Raw genomic sequence first — 16,300 nt, forward strand, 5'->3', positions numbered from 1 at the left:
AGAGAAAACTGTCATGGGTATTTTTCGTTAAAAAGGACGAGTCGTTGGAGAAAACGGAGAGTCCTTATATCGGGTATTGTGGAGACTTTTGTGGAAAACAATAGAGAAGAGCATTTTTTATTTGAGCTTGTATCGCCTGAAAAAATTGTGTTTTCAGAGCAGGTAGTGTCTGTTGTTCTTCCTTCAGCCTCAGGTTATTTGACAGTTATGGCGCATCATGCGCCATTGGTGGCAAGTATTGTGTTGGGCAGTGTTCGTGTTCGCACCTCTTTGGGTGAAAAATTATTTGTTGTATGCGGGGGCGTTGCAAATATTACCTTTTCAGGTTGCTCTTTATTGGTAGAGCACGTTGTGGCTGTAGAGAATCTTTCTTTTGATGTATTAGAACAGCAGATTTTGCAGATTCAAGCGACGTTAGAAGGAGGGACAAGTGATGAGGACAATCATAAAATAGAGGCTTTTTTTCAGCAGTTGTCAGCTGATGGTGTTGTGTTGATAGAAGCGTAGCAGAGTATACAGGAAAAGATGACATGAGCGGAAAAAAGAGTACGGTTGTGTCTGCTAAAAGGAGTGCAAAACCTTTTCCTCATCCTGGTCGTGTCTTTGCGGGACCTTTGCCAAAGTGCTTTGTTTATATTTTTGCTTCTCTTATTTTGCAATGGGCTTATGGTTTAGGGGCTAATATTGTTCAGTCTAACATTGTCCATCTTACGGGTGATTTTCATGCAACTTTGGCCGAGACGACATGGCTGGTAGCGGCTTATATGGCGCCAAATGTGAGTGTAGCGATTATGTTGATCAAAATCCGCTATCAATTTGGGCTGCGCGCTTTTGCTGAACTGTCAATCCTTGGCTTTGTTTTGGTTTGTGTGTTGCAGCTCTTTGTTACGGATTTGCGTTCTGCGCTAATTATTCGCTTTTTTGCTGGGATTGCTGCTGCGCCTTTGGCTTCGCTTGCGCTGCTTTATATGATGGAGGCTTTTGCTCCAGCAAAGAAGTTTACTGTTGCTCTGAGTTTGAATTATATGAATGCAGCTTTAGCAGCACCTTTATCACGTTTGATTTCTCCTGATTTGCTGGAAAATGGTGGTTTTTCCAGCCTTTCCGCTCTGGAAATGGGGTTGGTTCTTATCAGCTTGGTCTGTATCTATACTTTACCTCTTACTCCTGTTGTGCGTAGTAAGGTTATTCAAAAATTAGATTGGATAAGCTATGGTTTGATTGCTCTTGGTCTTGGATTAAATGCTGTGATCATGTCTGTTGGTGTATTGTATTGGTGGTATGAAGCGCCATGGATTGGTTGGGGGCTCGCACTTGCTATTTTCTCTTTGGCTGTTGCTATTATTATTGAGCTTAATAGAGAAAAACCGTTGATTGATCTCCGTTGGATTTTCAGTAAAGAAATGATACAATCTGTTTTTATTTTATTGATTTTTCATGTTTTTTTGTTGGAGCGATCCAATTTGCCCGTCGGTTTTTTTAATCTTTTTGGTTTGCTCAATCGTGAAATGGCGCCCATGTATCTTGCGGTGACATTAGGGATTCTGTTAGGGGGGGCTGTTTGTGTCTTTTTTTTACGGGCGGGGCGTGAAGATTATTTTTATTTGTTATCTTTGGGTTGTTTGGCACTTGGCGCTTATTTAGATAGTCGTGTCAATCATTTAACGCGTCCGCAAGATATGATGTTGAGCCAAGGATTGGTGAGTTTTAGTTATGCACTTTTTTTGCCTCCTGCTCTTTTCAAAGGGTTTGTGATTGCTGGTGAGCGAGGGCCGCGTTATGTTTTGAGTTTTATTGCTGTTTTTTTGCTAACGCAAGTGACAGGGGGATTGATGGGATCGGCTTTTTTTGGCACTCTACAGTTTTATTTTGCTCATAAGAACTTTGAGTCTTTAACACAAAATATTGTTGTGACGGATCCGCTTATTTCTGGTGAGATAAATACTTTATTTTCGCCTTCTTATGGTGCTTCTGTTCCCCATGGCTTTGGAAGTGAGCAGGCGACTTCTCTGTTGATAGAGAAATTTAAGTTAACAGCAAATATTTTTGCTTATGATGACGTTTTTCGGCTTTATTTTTATATTTCAATGGCTGTATTCGTTGTTTTTCTTGTTACAATGGTTGTTAAGTCATGCTCTTTGCGTGCGTTAGAAAAGTAGAGTGATGTTATAGAAGAGGGGTGCAAAAAATGATAAAAGCATTACGGTCAAAAGCTACGATTGTTGCATTCCTATCGGGCATTACGGGTGTTTTGCTAATTTTGTGGGCTTGGAGACTTCCTCCTTTTGTAAATAACATTCAAATAACGGATAATGCTTCCATTAAGGGTAATGTTACTCTGGTGAGTTCACAGATCTCTGGGGTGATTGCACGGATTTATGTGCAAGATTATCAACGTGTTGAAAAAGGAATGCTGCTCTTTGAGCTTGATGATTCTCTTTTTCGTCAGCAGCTTGCACGGGCACAGGCTGTTCTCGATTCAAAAAATGCAAAACTGGCAAGTATTGAATTGCAAGCTCAGATTTTACAGGGAGAAGTTAATGCTGCAGAAGCGGAATTAGCGCGTTCACGAGCATTCTCTAATGTTGTTTCTGATAGTAAAAAGTTAGGCTTTGGTGATGCGGCAGTTTCTGTTTCTCGCCCTCTTTCACAACTCTTGGCAGCCCTAGAAACAAAACGACAATTGCAAAAACAATTAAATCTTGAACGGCAAAGTTTACAGTCAGAAGTTTCGGGAGCGAAGGTGAGTGTTGAGTTGGCAAAACTTAATCTCGATCATACAAAGATTTTATCTCCTAGAACAGGCTATGTTGGATTGGTTGGCGCTAGGGTAGGGCAATATGTTATGCCGGGGACACAATTGGTCTCTGTTATTTCTGATGATATTTGGATTATTGCTAATTATAAGGAAACGCAACTTTCTCAGATGCGTGTGGGACAACCGGTTGTTTTTTCTGTTGATGCATTGAACAACAAAAAGTTAACAGGGCGTGTGGTTCGTTTTGCACCTGCTACAGGCTCAGAATTTTCATTGTTAAAAACGGATACGACAATTGGTAATTTTATCAAAATTGCGCAACGTATTTCAGTACGGATTGCTTTAGATCCTGGGCAGGAAGGGATTGAAAAACTCATTCCTGGCATGTCCGTGGTTACCTATGTAGATACTTCGCAGCGAGTCGATTCTGGAGGATGAAATTTTGGGTTTTTTCAGTTTAATTTTTGCGTCATTTACTTATAGCAAGTGGTTGTTTACGTTGGAAGATTTCGTTTGGTTTGCTATACTACATGTTTTAAAGCTCTTAGGCTTCTTATACTTTTATGTCATGATGTAAAATAATGTTCCTTAGAATATTAAAGCGCATGCATCTTTACTCATTTCCATTTCTTTTGAACTAACTCAGTAGGGGGATGGAGTATTGGAAGCTTTGCCTGTGGTTTTGCACAACACTGTCCTTTGAGGTGTGGTGTCACCGCATGTTTGGAAGATGGGGGTAGGGGGATGCCAGATAAAAAACTGGATTATAGACTGCTCGGATAGGTGGGAAACTTATCCTTTTGGGAGAAGGCATAAAGTTAGGAGGAAGACGTAAAGTTTATATTTTGTAAACCATAAAAAATGCCCGCTTTGAGTCGGGCATTAAAAGGGAAGGTTATTGGTTGTGTTATTAATTTTTACGGATCAGCAAGAAGCTTACTAAAACGACTCCTGCTGCTAATGCGAGGGTTTTTTTAGGATTTTCTTTCGCTTTTTTCTTTAATTCTGTAGCATGTTCGTTGAGGTGATAAAGTGCGTGACGGCCTTTTTGTTTCCATGTATTAAACAGCTCAGAAATGTTTTCAAAGCTATCATTTTGAAAACTCCAATGATTTACGGGGACCAGCTCTCTTTTTAATTGTGCTATACGTTTTTTAATTTTAGCATTTTTTCTATGGGGTGAAAATAGACACATTTATTGACTCCTTCATGTGTTAAATTGTTGTGTGACAGTTGGAATTGTGTTTGGGGTTTTGCTATAACGGCTTGAAAATTGAAAGGTTGCATTGATAATGCCGTGCGTGGGTGAGATGAGAGTTAAGAGTTTGGGTTTAATGAGGCATTTCTTAATGTACTCGAGTTCATTTCGTGATGGTGTTTGTTAAGGATGTAAGGTAAAAATTTTTACAAAATGGTGTAAGATTCATTCATAAAAATGGTGGGCGATGTCTTCATTTTTTTGTTTGTTTAAAGTGTTGGGATAGCTTTTGGCACTTGAAATAGTTTATAAGGAGTTTTTATCTACCTATTCTCTTGTGGCTGTAGGGAGTGGTATTGATTGATTCAATTAAGAAGATTTAAAATGATGAAATCTTATGATATTTGGGTTTTCCATTCAAATTTGTAAAAAATAGATTATTATAAATCAATATGTTGGATTAATTTGGTGATGTCTTTCATGCATTTTTAAAAATAGCGCTTTGATGGGTGTTATTTGTTGTGTTGTAAAACACTGTTTTGTGATGACATTGATGTCAGGTATCGGCATGCAACTTAAAAATACAGTATTGTCTCTGTTTTGTTTCAGTTTCTTTTTGAAGCAACCAAGTGTAGAAGTATAAACTTGAACAGAAGTAGTAGAACTTATCCGGTACGTCTATAGAATGAATACACCTATGAGTTGTATTGCATCAGTGTTAGTAGGTCGAACCTTTTGAGAGCAATCTGTTAAGATTGGTGGGCGGTGTAATTTTCGTCCTTTGAAGCGCGGAGGAAATCAATGTAAATAATGATTGATAGCGCAGGTTTTAAAAATTTGAGGACTTGATGAGTACGACCTATTTTTTATCTAAACCACTTGAGCGTCGTCGATCTGTTGGTGTTGCTGTTGGTGATGTGATCATTGGGGGGCAGAGCCCGATAGTTGTACAGTCGATGACCAATACAGATACCGCTGATGTTGATGCAACTGTTTCTCAAGTAGCTGCTCTTTGGCAAGCTGGCTCACAATTGGTTCGAATTACTGTTGATCGCGATGAAGCGGCGGCGGCTGTACCAAAAATACGGGAGCGATTGGAGAGGTTAGGATTTTTTGTACCATTGGTTGGGGATTTTCATTATATTGGTCATAAGCTTTTATTTGAGCATCCTGCGTGTGCTGAAGCGCTTGCAAAATATCGCATCAATCCTGGAAATGTTGGTTTTGGTGCAAAAAAAGATCGTCAATTTGCAGAAATTATTGAGATTGCTTGTCGGTATCATAAACCTATTCGCATTGGCGTGAATTGGGGCTCTCTTGATAATGCGTTGTTAACACGGCTTATGAATGAAAATGCACAGCAAGAAAATCCTTTATCGGTTGCTGAAGTGATGCGGGAAACAGTTGTGCAGTCGGCTTTGCTTTCGGCTACTTTAGCAGAAGAGTTAGGGTTGGGGCGTGATAAAATTATTCTTTCTGCTAAAGTGAGTGATGTCCAAGATCTTATTGCTGTTTATACCACCTTGGCGGCGCGTTGTGATTATGCTCTTCATTTGGGGTTAACGGAAGCTGGGATGGGAACAAAGGGCATTGTTGCTTCTTCGGTGGCTTTGGGTATTTTATTACAGCAAGGGATTGGCGATACGATACGAATTTCCTTAACACCAAAACCTGGTGGTGATCGGACACGAGAAGTAAAGGTGGGGCAAGAACTTTTGCAAGTGATGGGTTTTCGGCAATTTTTGCCTGTTGTTGCGGCTTGTCCTGGTTGTGGGCGCACAACCTCAACGGTCTTTCAACAATTGGCGCAAAAAATTGAAGCAGATTTATACAAAAATATGCCTGTTTGGCGTAAAAAATACCCTGGCGTTGAAAGTTTGAAGGTTGCTGTGATGGGATGTATCGTCAATGGACCGGGGGAATCAAAGCATGCGGATATTGGAATATCTTTGCCTGGAGTGGGGGAAAGTCCTGCGGCACCTGTTTTTATTGAGGGACAAAAGGTAAAAACTTTGCGGGGTGATCACATTGCTGAAGAATTTGAAGCACTTTTGAGTGATTATATTCATACACGCTTTGGGCAAGGTTGAGGTAAAAATCGCATAAGGTTGAAGTAAAAATGGTGTGTCGTTTTTTTTTAACAAGCTGTCTTCAATGTGAAGATGGCGCTGTTGTATGCTGCTGCTTTAGCTATGGTCAATACTGTTGTTGGTTGCTTATTATTTTAGGTAAAACCAGATGATATGCCTGTTTTAGAATCAGAAGCTTATGAAAGATATTAATGAGTTTGAGTGTGTTAAGACTATTAAGCAAAACGATATGAATACTTTAATAGATCCGTAAATGTTGTTGCTGGTTTTTTTGCTGCTCTTGAGACAGTAAAATATTTAACGGATTCTTCAAATATCAAATTATAGAAAGAACATTGTTTATTGATTTTTCAGGCATTTTCCCAGCATTTTTTGGGGTATCAAATTGATAGGATTGGAAATCCTTATAGCGATTATAGTCCTATTTGTCGTAAAATGTAAGCTTTTATATTGATATAAAATGATGTATACGGGTGCCTTTTTTGGCGTTATTGGGGGAGTGCATGACAAGTATATTAGCGTTTGGCTTTTTATTTAACGGTATAAGGATTTTAACTGGCGCCTTTATTGTCTTTTATATGCTTGAAAAAGGCTTAACGCTTATTGATATAGGTGTCATTAAGTCGTTTCAGGCTTTTATTATGATGGTTACCGATATTCCTCTGGGATATTTTGCTGATCGAAAAAGTTATAAAATATCGATCGTTTTGGCAGCGGCTTTTGCTGCCACATGGCTCTTTCTCATGGGATTTTCTACAAGCTTTTATGGTTTTCTTTTGGCAGAAACTTTTAATGCCTTATCGCTGACATTAATTGCTGGAGCCTATAATGCTTTACTTGTTCAATATGCAAAAGCAAAATTGACATCTACTAAAAAAGTGCTTGGTTCCAGCTCTCAATATAATTATATCGGCATGTTTATATTCAGTTTAATCGGCGCATATTTTGCTGATTATTCTAGCCAATATATATGGTATATCGCGGCGTTTTTAATGTTTATGACGACACTATTTGGTTTGTTTTTTCTTGATGACTTGAAGGGGGAGAAAAAACCAAATAAAGCGAATTCTCTCATTTGTGAAGCTAAGGAGATATTGTCTATTTTTATTAAAGTTCCTTATATCTCTTTATGCTTTTATTTTTCATTGATCTTTTTCAATATATTCTCGCAGTATTGGCAGTGGATATTTAAAGATTATGATATTAATGTCACTTATTTTGATCTTGGTGTGACATTTTCACTGATATTGTTCTCTCAGCTCTTGGCTAGTTTTCTCTTTACAAAACTAAGTGAAAGAGTGAATTTTATTTTACTACTGTTTCTTTCGGCTTCACTAATTTTTACCGTTGCTTTCTTTGAACCAAGAAAAGAAATGGCTGTCATTTTAGTTTGTATGATTTTTTATCTCATTAAGTATACATATCTTCGTGTAGAAGTTGTTTTGCATGATAGTATTAGTGATCATTTCAGGGCTACATATGAATCTTTCTTGTCAACCGTTGGGAGATTTAGCTTATTGGTATTTTTTTACATGAGTGCGTATATGGTCAATATATTTGGCTTTTTCTCACTCGTTTATATTTTTGCTATTTATTTATTGATTTACTTGTTGGCAGTACTTTTTTTAGAAGGAACTCTCAAAAAAGTTCAGTGAAAATATTAACTTATTACGATACGTGTTTTATAGGGTTTCATAGTGGGGCAAAGCTTTGATTTATTAAGGCGCATCGTTGTTTTTGCATGTTGAATGAGAAAGCTGAATAGTGTCAGTTATTCTTATTTAAAATCTATGTATGTTGAAGCAATCAAAGTCATCTGCTTGTACGTTATAAGTGGGCTTGGCATAATAATCATTAAAATGGCATAACAATCATTACAAAAGAAATAAAAATGCTGCTCATGAATATTACACAAAGGGTTGCTGACAAGATTGGACGCTGATAAAGAACATGATTGTGCCGGATTATATACTTATTAAGGAATGGTGATGGAGCAGTTTTCTCATTTTCATTGGTTCCTTACTGGTAACACTTTATCTCATTAGAGCTAATTTAAGCAGTCGGACAATTTATAGCCTGTTCAAATAGGCTTTCCTCATGACTGATTTTATTGTTGATATATTTAACGCGTTTTATTGCTGTTTTCTTTAAAATATCAATTATCTTGTTGAGATAATTTTTTACGTTGTACATTCTCATTTTTGAGTATTTTCTCTTTGATTGTGGCGTTAGCTCTGTATTTTCTGATGTTAGAAAATTTCTGATCCAGATAATAAACTTATCTATGGAAACTTTGAATGACATCCCCCCTCTTTGAGAGGGAATAAAACCAAGTACAGAAATATTGTTGAGTACAATTTGCTACAAATAAGCCACAAGAAACCAGCACATATTGATATATTTGATAGGAATCTGTTAAGCCGTACAAATTATGGTTATTATAAAGGTAAAGCGATGAAATCGTTATCCATAACGTTTGTTGTAACATTTATAACTCTTTTTTCTGTATTGGTATTGTTGGGATGTACGCGTGTAGATAGTTTAGAGCAGTACAATAAACTTTACGAAGAATATATAAGTGAAAAATACGAGGCTTTTGAACATTTTCAAAAGCAGGAACAAGCAAGAAATTTCGTCTATAGCCGTGGTTATCAAAATATAGCGCCCAAATTTGATATTATATGGCATCGACACATACTTATTGTTTTATGTGGACGCTTTGTTAATTTATTACGCAGTGATTATAATGAGGAGATGTCATGGGCAATGCTACCCAATGTCATAAGCAGTTTGCGTTATGACTATAATTGGAGAGAAAGCGATTTTATCTGGGCTTATAATATGTCTATGAATTCTACCGACCCCATGATTGATTATGCGAAAAAATTTCTTAATTCTTCAAGTGGAAATGGTATTAGCCCAACAACACAAATTATTGACCTTGTGTCTAGTATGAGAGCTGGTCATGATGACAATACTAAACAAATAGCGCGTTTTTGCAGAGAACTCCACACGATATATGATATGATGAAACCAAGAGGAATTTACAAATGATATTGAATGGGTAATGAGAAAAATTCTCTCGAAGGGTATTAAATGGCTATAATACTCTTGATAATTGCGGCATTTTCTTGGCCATGTTGCTTGTTTTTTTATTATGGCTTCAAAAGGTGGCCATATTTTCCAGCGTTGGCAACAGGCATAGGTTCACTTACAATGATGCTTTTCATCTTAATAAGAAAATTGCACTTAAAGGAGGAAATTTGCACTTGGATTGAAAAAACGACTTATCACAAATTAGATTGCGCTATTATATATAATAATAAGGACTTTTTTATCTTTCTGTTGCAAAGATCATTCTCTGTTTAATCTTATCAATTCTCTTTTTGTGTGATGAATTGAATAAACGAGATAAAGAGCGTGATGAATTAAAGTTGTACAGTGATCATGATTATTATTAAATTGAAGTTATTACACACTTTTGTAAATAAAAATGTTTCTGCTTTTGAAGGAGCATGCCGACACAATCATTCACTTTGCTAGCCCCTAATGTTGCGACAGCCCTTGGCTTTTAAGACGGTTCATAAGAGGCATTTTTTTAGTCTTTTCTTTGATGTTTTGCCCTACGCGGCTCTCTCTGTTTTTGAGGTGCAAGCAAGTGATTTTGATTGATTCAATATACACAGATTTGAAATGAGAGAATCTTACGGTATTCAGGGTTCTTATTCAAGTTGAACAACCGCAAATTATCATTATAAATCAATGTATTATATCTTTCCAGTTTAAGAGAAGAGAGATCGGTAATAATACTGCTTTGGTCTTTCGTTCTATTGAAATTAGTGGTTTTATTTATCCTGTTATGCCGTAACATACTGTCATTTGAGGGGTGGTGAAGGTATCCTGTTTGATACATTAAGTATTTTAAGAAGTACATGGTGAATATTCTTAAGTCTTGCTTATCGCGTCTTTAGTTTAAGTGAATCGCATGTGTGGAAAGTGAGAGAAACCTACTCGGTAGGACACTAGACTGTTTACAGAGCAGATTGTATTAAAAGACTTTGTTCTTTGAGGGTGGCATAAAAATCAAAATAGCCATTATGTTCATTTTTTTCTGATATTTTAAATACGAGCTTCAAAAAAATAATGCTTAAACTAAACAACGAGCATTTTTGTAAAAGTGTTTTTAGAGAGCAAGCAATACACGACTGAATTTACAGAATGTAACCATATTTGATCTTTTACAACAAGATAGCGTGGAAAGGCATAAAAATTACGACTCTCTATTGAAGGCATTGTACTCCTAGGGTTGGCAATAAACAACAGATGACTTTGATAAGGCTACAAAGCCAATCGGCATTTTTATTGTTTTTTGCGGGTTTATAAAATGCCTTGTTGTATACTTATTCTGTTTATTTTTGCCTTATCGTTAGAAGATTAAAGACATAAAGGAGAAAACGAGTTTTCCTCTTTCCGGTTGTTTTTTATTCGGCTTTAAAGCATCCACTGTAATATCTTTTAAAACATGGTGATTACGCATTTTCACATTTTGTTTCTTTTAGTCTTTAATGGAAGGCATTTTTCATGCAAAATAGGATACCCAGAATGCATTTGTGTTATAAATTCACGCGGCTTGTTTTAATGAAATTCCTCTCAAGATTTGTCGTACCCATTTCATGATAAGGACTATAATGGAGATTAATAGTAACGTTTCTTGGAAAAGTCTATTATGCATTCAATAAATATGACGGTGTACACTATGTACAATAGGGTGGATGAAGTTTAATTTTGGCGTATTGCACTAAAGTGTGCTGCTTGTTGGAGGGGGAGTGCTTTAGCGCCAAAAGGATGTAAGAATGCTTCTGCTTTACTGATGAGTATATCTCGCTTTTTTTGGGTTTCTTTAATGCCGTAAAGATGAACAAAAGTGGCTTTTTGTGCCGTTTCATCTTTCCCAGCCGTTTTTCCTAGGGTTTGCGTGTTGGCGGTGACATCAAGAAGGTCATCGGTTAATTGAAAGGCTAAACCAAGATAGGTACCAAAATCAGTAAGCTTTTCGGTTAATTCTTTAGATGCATTGCCAATGATGGCACCTGCTTGGCAAGCAAAGCTTATCAGGGCTGCTGTTTTCATGTGTTGTAGAGTGATGATGTCAGTACTTTCTTGCGGTCTTTTTTCAGCTTCAAGGTCCAGCATTTGTCCACCTAACATACCGCCAAGTCCTGCCGATTGTGCAAGAGACGTGATCAGCTTGATTCTAATATCTGTAGATAGATTACTAGCTTTATGGGCAATGATTTCAAAGGCAAATGTTAAGAGGGCATTGCCTGCTAGAATTGCTGTTGCTTCATCAAATGCTACATGGACAGTGGGTTTCCCACGCCGGAGTATATCGTTATCCATAGCGGGAAGATCATCATGAATGAGCGAATAACAATGGATACATTCTAAGGCACATGCAACATCAAGAGAATGTTCTACAGGGACGTCAAAAAGTGCAGCACTTTGAATTACAAGAAAAGGACGCAAGCGTTTTCCACCGTTCAGCACACCATAGCGCATGGCTTTGATTAAGTTTTTAGGGCGTGAAATTTCACCATTTTGGATTTGATCACTTAACAGGGTATCAAGCCGTTTTTCAACGGTGTCTCTATGTTTTGCAAGAAGGGTGGTAAATTCGTGCATTCTTGCTTCCTTTGTTTTTACAAAAATGAAATTATGAAGTTTAAAGAGAAAGGTTGTCGCTTTTTCTTGTTTTCATAAATTGGCGTCGTTTTTTATTAAAAATCAACTTCTCTTTTTATCCGTATCTCTACTGTATGCGCAAATCCCTTTTTAAACCAAATAAAAATTGAATGAAGGGCTTATAAAAAAGCTTTCATTGGTGTATAAAATTCTTAAATTTTGCAGTGTTTTTGATATTCATTTGATTATTGTGACACCATTTTTGATAACAGGAAGGTCATTTTTGGTAAGAGGAGGATCATTTTGACATTGCCTCTTCTTTTTTATCAGTGTATAATATCCTCAAATTTTATGGTGTTTTAAATGAAGCATTGTCATTTTTGACATTGCTTTTTCTGTTTTAATGGATTTGGAGTGTCTTTTTATGGCTGTACCTAAACGAAAAACCTCTCCAGCGAAGAGGGGCATGCGCCGTTCGGCTGATGCTCTGAAGGCGCCGACTTATATCGAAGATAAAAATTCTGGTGAATTACGTCGTCCTCATCACATTGATTTGAAAACGGGAATGTATCGTGGGCGTTCCGTTTTAGTGGTTAAAGACTGAGCGTTTTCTTTCTTTTCCAGTGGTGAACTTCTTTTATTTCGTCGATCAATGCACGCTTGGGGCGTGCATTTTCGCTTTAAGATCAATGTTGGGGTTCCCTTGCGTCGCCCTCTATTGATATAGAAAAGGGAATGTATCGTGGGCGTTCCGTTTTAGTGGTTAAAACTTTAGCGTTTTCTTTCTTTTCCAGAGGTGAACTTCTTTTATTGCATCGATCAATGCACGCTTGGGGCGTGCATTTTCGCTTTAAGATGAATGTTGAGGTTCTCTTGCATCGTCTTCTATCGATGTGGAACAGGGAATGTATCGTGGACGTTCTGTTTTAGTGGTTAAAACTTTAGCGTTTTCTTTCTTTTCTAGTGGTGAACTTCTTTTGTTTCATTAATGAATGCATTGGGTAAGATGCGTTTTTCACTTTTTCTTGAGAACATGTGTGGGATAAAGTTGTGCTGTAGAGAAATGATTCTATTGTGGGAGATGATTTTCTTGTTTTCTTGAGAGGCTATAAAGGGCTACTTGTATCAGTGTCTTTTATGATGACTTCGTTAAGAGCTTGGGTATTGATATAAGTTAGCTCAGTAATAGAATCATTTTGTATCGCACTTAATCTTTATTGACTATAGAGAGAATCCTATTAGACCGTAAAATATCATCGTTTAAGGCGGTTGATCTATGTAAGGATTTAAGCATATCGGTGTTTTCCGGTGTTTTTTATGAGAATATTTAAGGCAATGGTTTGTCTATAGGCTTATATTGTGACATGTGATTCTCCTTAAAAAAAATAGAGATCGACATCACATTGATTTATAAAGATCATTTGTTGTTTTGCGCCTTGAATGGAAGGTCTATCGTAGGATTTTCTCATTTCAAATTTTTCCCTATGTTGAATCAATGATAATCACTTGCTTTTCGGTCACAAGTGGGGCTGGCATGTGGGTGAAAACTCTATAAAAAAGGAAAAATGTTTATAATGAATATTTTCAAATGTAAGAATTGTTGTAACATTGGGGTTAAGTGTATGCTGATGCCAGCGCGCTTTCTTATGAGCAGAAAAGAGAAAACCGTTACAAGACAGAAGGTGTACACATTCAATAATCTTTAGTACTTTTTATGATAAAAGTGCATGAGACTTTTCTATGAATATCACGCTGTATTTTCATGTTTTTGAACTAAGAATTGTCTATATATTTTTCTTATTTTTGTGAATATAAGGGATTTGTTGCGAACAGCTTGTAAAAATAAGTAAACTTAAAACCAGATATGTTATGTGTGGGGGTGAGCAAAGTATTTTATCAAAGCCGGTACGATTCTCCAGTTCATAGCTGGTTTATGAATGATTTTATAGTGTTGCTTACCTAAGTTTATGATTTTTTTTGTTATCTGTTCATCACTAGACAACATATTGATTTATATATATAATTCATTGTTTTTCATATTGAATTAGAACCCCGAATAACGTAAGATTCACTCATTTCAAATCTCTCTATCTAGAATCAATCCAAACCACTCGTTTGCACGTCACAAGTGGGATGAGTGTGTGGATAAAATTTGTATAAGAAAGAACTAAAAATGGTTCTTATGAAGAGTCTTAAGAGCCAAGGGTTGTCACAACATTGGGGGCTAGCAAATATAATGATGGTGCCGGCTTGCTTCTTCACAAACGTAAAGATGGTGGTGCTCAATGGCTTTATCGTTATACCATTCATGGTCGGCGCCGTGAAATGGGCTTGGGTGCCTTGCGAGATGTTTTTTTTAAACAAGCCCGTGAATTGGCAACTGGGTGGTGGGCTGTTTTACGTGAGGGGCGTGATCCCATTAAAGAACGTGAGAAACAAAAGCGTGAGGCAATAAGCAATCTCCATTACTTAAAAGATATCGTGTTGGATGCTTTTGAAAGCCGTAAAGCTGAATTAAAAAATGATGGTGAGGCTTGTGATTGGTTTTCACCCTTACACCTTTATATTCTCCCCAAATTAGGCTGTCTGCCTGTTTCAGAGATTACGCAAACAGAGATACGCAATACCCTTGCCTCTATTTGGCATGCAAAAGCTGGAACAGCTCAGACAGCACTGAAGCGTCTTAATCTTTGTCTTAAACATGCGGTTGCATTGGGTGTGGATGTTGATTTACAAGCAGTGCAAAAGTACGCGCGCTCTTAGGCAAACAACGTCATAAAACCACTCATAGACCAGCAATGGATTGGAGAGATGTTTTTGCCTTTTATCAGTTACTCTGTAAAACATAACATAACTGGCTTTGCGTTTGCTTGTCCTGATAGGCGTTCGTACTAATCCTTTGCGTCATATTCGTGAAGATCAGATTGAAGATGATAACTGGACAATTCCTGCTGAGAATATCCAATCTTTAGCAGTCTGTTTGAAACAGAGATTAAGACTTTTAAGAGTTCTATGAATCATTCTAGATTTTTTGTGTTCGATTGGAGTAAGAATATTGCGTATATCTCCTCTGAAATAGAAACCTCATTTGGGAAAAATATGAAATTGGAAGGGCAATGCCAACGTTCATTTTTATTGTGATTTTTTAAGTTAGTTTTACAGCTTTCAAAAGTATTTGGAATGCCTTTTACAGAATGGAGATGATGGTTTTAGTTCATGCTTTTTTTATCGCGTTCTTTAATGGGGAATGCTTCTCATGCAAAATAGAGCGCCCAAGACAAAATATCTTATGTTGTACCGTCACGCATTTTTTTTAAGCAATATTTTTCAATATTTGTGGCATCCATTTTATGACGGTGTTTTTGAATGTTACAATGGTTTTGTAGAAGGGGATAAATGGTAAAGTTTCGGTGTAGTGTATAAACGGCACTATGATCTTTACGCTTAAATAAAAAAGCAAGCCCCGCCCTTACACATCTTGCCAGATTCCAATGTTGGTATATCCTTTGGTGCTTGAGACAGTGTCTCGCTCTTTTTGTACAGTTTTTACCCACAGATCAGCTCCGCTTGTGATTGACAAGCAAGTGATTTGATTAATTCAACATGAGAGAAATTTGAAATGAGAAATCTTACCATATTCAAGATTCTAATTTAATATGAATAATGCTAGATTATGATGATTAATCAGTTTGTTATCTATGAAGAAAGAAAATAAGGAGGAGGAATTTGTCGAAAAGTTAGATTGTTTATAGATTGGCGCTGGTTAAGAAACTTTGTCCTTAAGGGTAGAGAGGATGTTAAAAAATAAAACCAGCTTTTCGCTGGTTTTATCGAAATATCATCATTATGATGAAAGAGTGTATTATGCAGCGTAGACAGCTTTACTGTTTTCATCTGTTTCTTCTCTCTCAGTTTTAAACTCGCGTTCCGGCTTGTTGGAGAGATGCATCTCTATGAGATTGATAGCTTCTGTTTCAGAAAGACTATTAATAACCGCAATTTCGCGGGCCATTCTTTCAAGAGCAGCTGTATAAAGTTGGCGCTCAGAGTAAGATTGTTCAGGCTGTAGATTAGAGCGGAAAAGATCACGGACCACTTCGGCGATACAAATAAGATCTCCTGAGTTGATTTTAGCATCATATTCTTGTGCACGACGTGACCACATGGTCCGTTTAACGCGTGCTTTTCCGCGTAAAACTTTTAAGGCACGTTCGACAGAATCACTAGCAGATAATTTACGCATTCCAACGGAAAGGGCTTTTGCAATGGGGACTTTGACATCCATCTTATCTTTCGCGAAATGAATGATAAAAAGTTTTAATTTATGTCCTGCAACTTCTTGATCTTCAATCGCTATAATTTGTCCTACTCCATGCGTAGGGTAGACGATATATTCAGAGGTTGCAAATTCTTTGGTCTTGGAAGACGTTCCATGTTGGGATGCCATATTTTAGTTTACTCCCTTATGATCAACAAATGTATCGGAAAACAGGTTATAAACCTGAGGGTTGAGTTTTCTTTAACCAAGTATATTGTACCAATTAAGTGAGCATAAAAGCCGAGTACTTTTAA

The 16,300-nt window shown here is 37.0% G+C and carries 10 protein-coding genes and 1 pseudogene; 8 read left to right on the forward strand and 3 right to left on the reverse strand.

Annotation, left to right across the window (positions count from 1 at the left end):
- Positions 1 to 90 precede the first annotated feature (90 nt).
- From atpC to ACFIO5_RS04205, 3 genes are read left to right on the forward strand one after another with little or no spacing between them, the layout of a single operon-like run.
- On the forward strand, positions 91 to 507 hold the full coding sequence (atpC, locus tag ACFIO5_RS04195; protein WP_375633456.1) for an ATP synthase F1 subunit epsilon: 417 nt from the start codon (positions 91 to 93) through the stop codon (positions 505 to 507).
- A 23-nt stretch (positions 508 to 530) separates the two neighbouring features.
- Positions 531 to 2,159, forward strand: a complete 1,629-nt coding sequence (locus ACFIO5_RS04200; RefSeq protein ID WP_375633455.1) for an MFS transporter — start codon at positions 531 to 533, stop codon at positions 2,157 to 2,159.
- 29 nt (positions 2,160 to 2,188) lie between these two features.
- On the forward strand, positions 2,189 to 3,196 hold the full coding sequence (locus tag ACFIO5_RS04205; RefSeq protein WP_375617840.1) for an HlyD family secretion protein: 1,008 nt from the start codon (positions 2,189 to 2,191) through the stop codon (positions 3,194 to 3,196).
- 472 nt (positions 3,197 to 3,668) lie between these two features.
- On the opposite strand, the gene ACFIO5_RS04210 is transcribed toward ACFIO5_RS04205, so the two are convergent.
- Positions 3,669 to 3,953, reverse strand: a complete 285-nt coding sequence (locus tag ACFIO5_RS04210) for a hypothetical protein (protein WP_375611728.1) — start codon at positions 3,951 to 3,953, stop codon at positions 3,669 to 3,671.
- A gap of 851 nt (positions 3,954 to 4,804) precedes the next feature.
- On the opposite strand from ACFIO5_RS04210, the gene ispG reads away from it, so the two are divergent.
- The 3 genes from ispG to ACFIO5_RS04225 all read left to right on the forward strand — a co-directional run bounded on the left by ispG (position 4,805) and on the right by ACFIO5_RS04225 (position 9,100).
- Positions 4,805 to 6,046, forward strand: a complete 1,242-nt coding sequence (gene ispG, locus ACFIO5_RS04215; RefSeq protein WP_375680183.1) for a flavodoxin-dependent (E)-4-hydroxy-3-methylbut-2-enyl-diphosphate synthase — start codon at positions 4,805 to 4,807, stop codon at positions 6,044 to 6,046.
- 578 nt (positions 6,047 to 6,624) lie between these two features.
- The gene (locus tag ACFIO5_RS04220) at positions 6,625 to 7,701 is read left to right on the forward strand and encodes an MFS transporter (protein ID WP_375634442.1); all 1,077 of its coding nucleotides are present in this window, start codon (positions 6,625 to 6,627) and stop codon (positions 7,699 to 7,701) included.
- Positions 7,702 to 8,500: 799 nt separating this feature from the next.
- Positions 8,501 to 9,100, forward strand: coding sequence for a hypothetical protein (locus ACFIO5_RS04225; protein WP_375634406.1), 600 nt, complete (start codon positions 8,501 to 8,503; stop codon positions 9,098 to 9,100).
- Between the two features lie 1,725 nt (positions 9,101 to 10,825).
- Here ACFIO5_RS04225 and ACFIO5_RS04230 read toward each other — a convergent pair.
- A complete protein-coding gene (locus ACFIO5_RS04230) occupies positions 10,826 to 11,728 on the reverse strand; it encodes a polyprenyl synthetase family protein (RefSeq protein ID WP_375633452.1) in 903 nt (300 codons plus the stop codon).
- 424 nt (positions 11,729 to 12,152) lie between these two features.
- On the opposite strand from ACFIO5_RS04230, the gene rpmF reads away from it, so the two are divergent.
- The gene (gene rpmF, locus ACFIO5_RS04235) at positions 12,153 to 12,332 is read left to right on the forward strand and encodes a 50S ribosomal protein L32 (protein ID WP_005774555.1); all 180 of its coding nucleotides are present in this window, start codon (positions 12,153 to 12,155) and stop codon (positions 12,330 to 12,332) included.
- Positions 12,333 to 13,945: 1,613 nt separating this feature from the next.
- Positions 13,946 to 14,693, forward strand: a pseudogene (locus ACFIO5_RS04240) (tyrosine-type recombinase/integrase); the annotation flags it as partial.
- Between the two features lie 897 nt (positions 14,694 to 15,590).
- On the opposite strand, the gene ACFIO5_RS04245 reads toward ACFIO5_RS04240, so the two are convergent.
- Positions 15,591 to 16,175 carry a CarD family transcriptional regulator gene (locus ACFIO5_RS04245; protein ID WP_375633451.1) on the reverse strand — a complete coding sequence of 195 codons (585 nt, stop codon included), beginning with the start codon at positions 16,173 to 16,175 and terminating at the stop codon, positions 15,591 to 15,593.
- Between the last annotated feature and the right edge of the window lie 125 nt (positions 16,176 to 16,300).

This window comes from Bartonella sp. AA86SXKL (genome assembly GCF_042196885.1).

Bases quoted from the DNA above. Each gene is read 5' to 3' on its own strand.
- ispG (WP_375680183.1), top strand. From the start codon at position 4,805: ATGAGTACGACCTATTTTTTATCTAAACCACTTGAGCGTCGTCGATCT.
- ACFIO5_RS04220 (WP_375634442.1), top strand. From the start codon at position 6,625: ATGCTTGAAAAAGGCTTAACGCTTATTGATATAGGTGTCATTAAGTCG.
- ACFIO5_RS04205 (WP_375617840.1), top strand. From the start codon at position 2,189: ATGATAAAAGCATTACGGTCAAAAGCTACGATTGTTGCATTCCTATCG.
- ACFIO5_RS04245 (WP_375633451.1), bottom strand. From the start codon at position 16,175: ATGGCATCCCAACATGGAACGTCTTCCAAGACCAAAGAATTTGCAACC.
- ACFIO5_RS04200 (WP_375633455.1), top strand. From the start codon at position 531: ATGAGCGGAAAAAAGAGTACGGTTGTGTCTGCTAAAAGGAGTGCAAAA.
- rpmF (WP_005774555.1), top strand. From the start codon at position 12,153: ATGGCTGTACCTAAACGAAAAACCTCTCCAGCGAAGAGGGGCATGCGC.
- ACFIO5_RS04210 (WP_375611728.1), bottom strand. From the start codon at position 3,953: ATGTGTCTATTTTCACCCCATAGAAAAAATGCTAAAATTAAAAAACGT.
- ACFIO5_RS04225 (WP_375634406.1), top strand. From the start codon at position 8,501: ATGAAATCGTTATCCATAACGTTTGTTGTAACATTTATAACTCTTTTT.
- ACFIO5_RS04230 (WP_375633452.1), bottom strand. From the start codon at position 11,728: ATGCACGAATTTACCACCCTTCTTGCAAAACATAGAGACACCGTTGAA.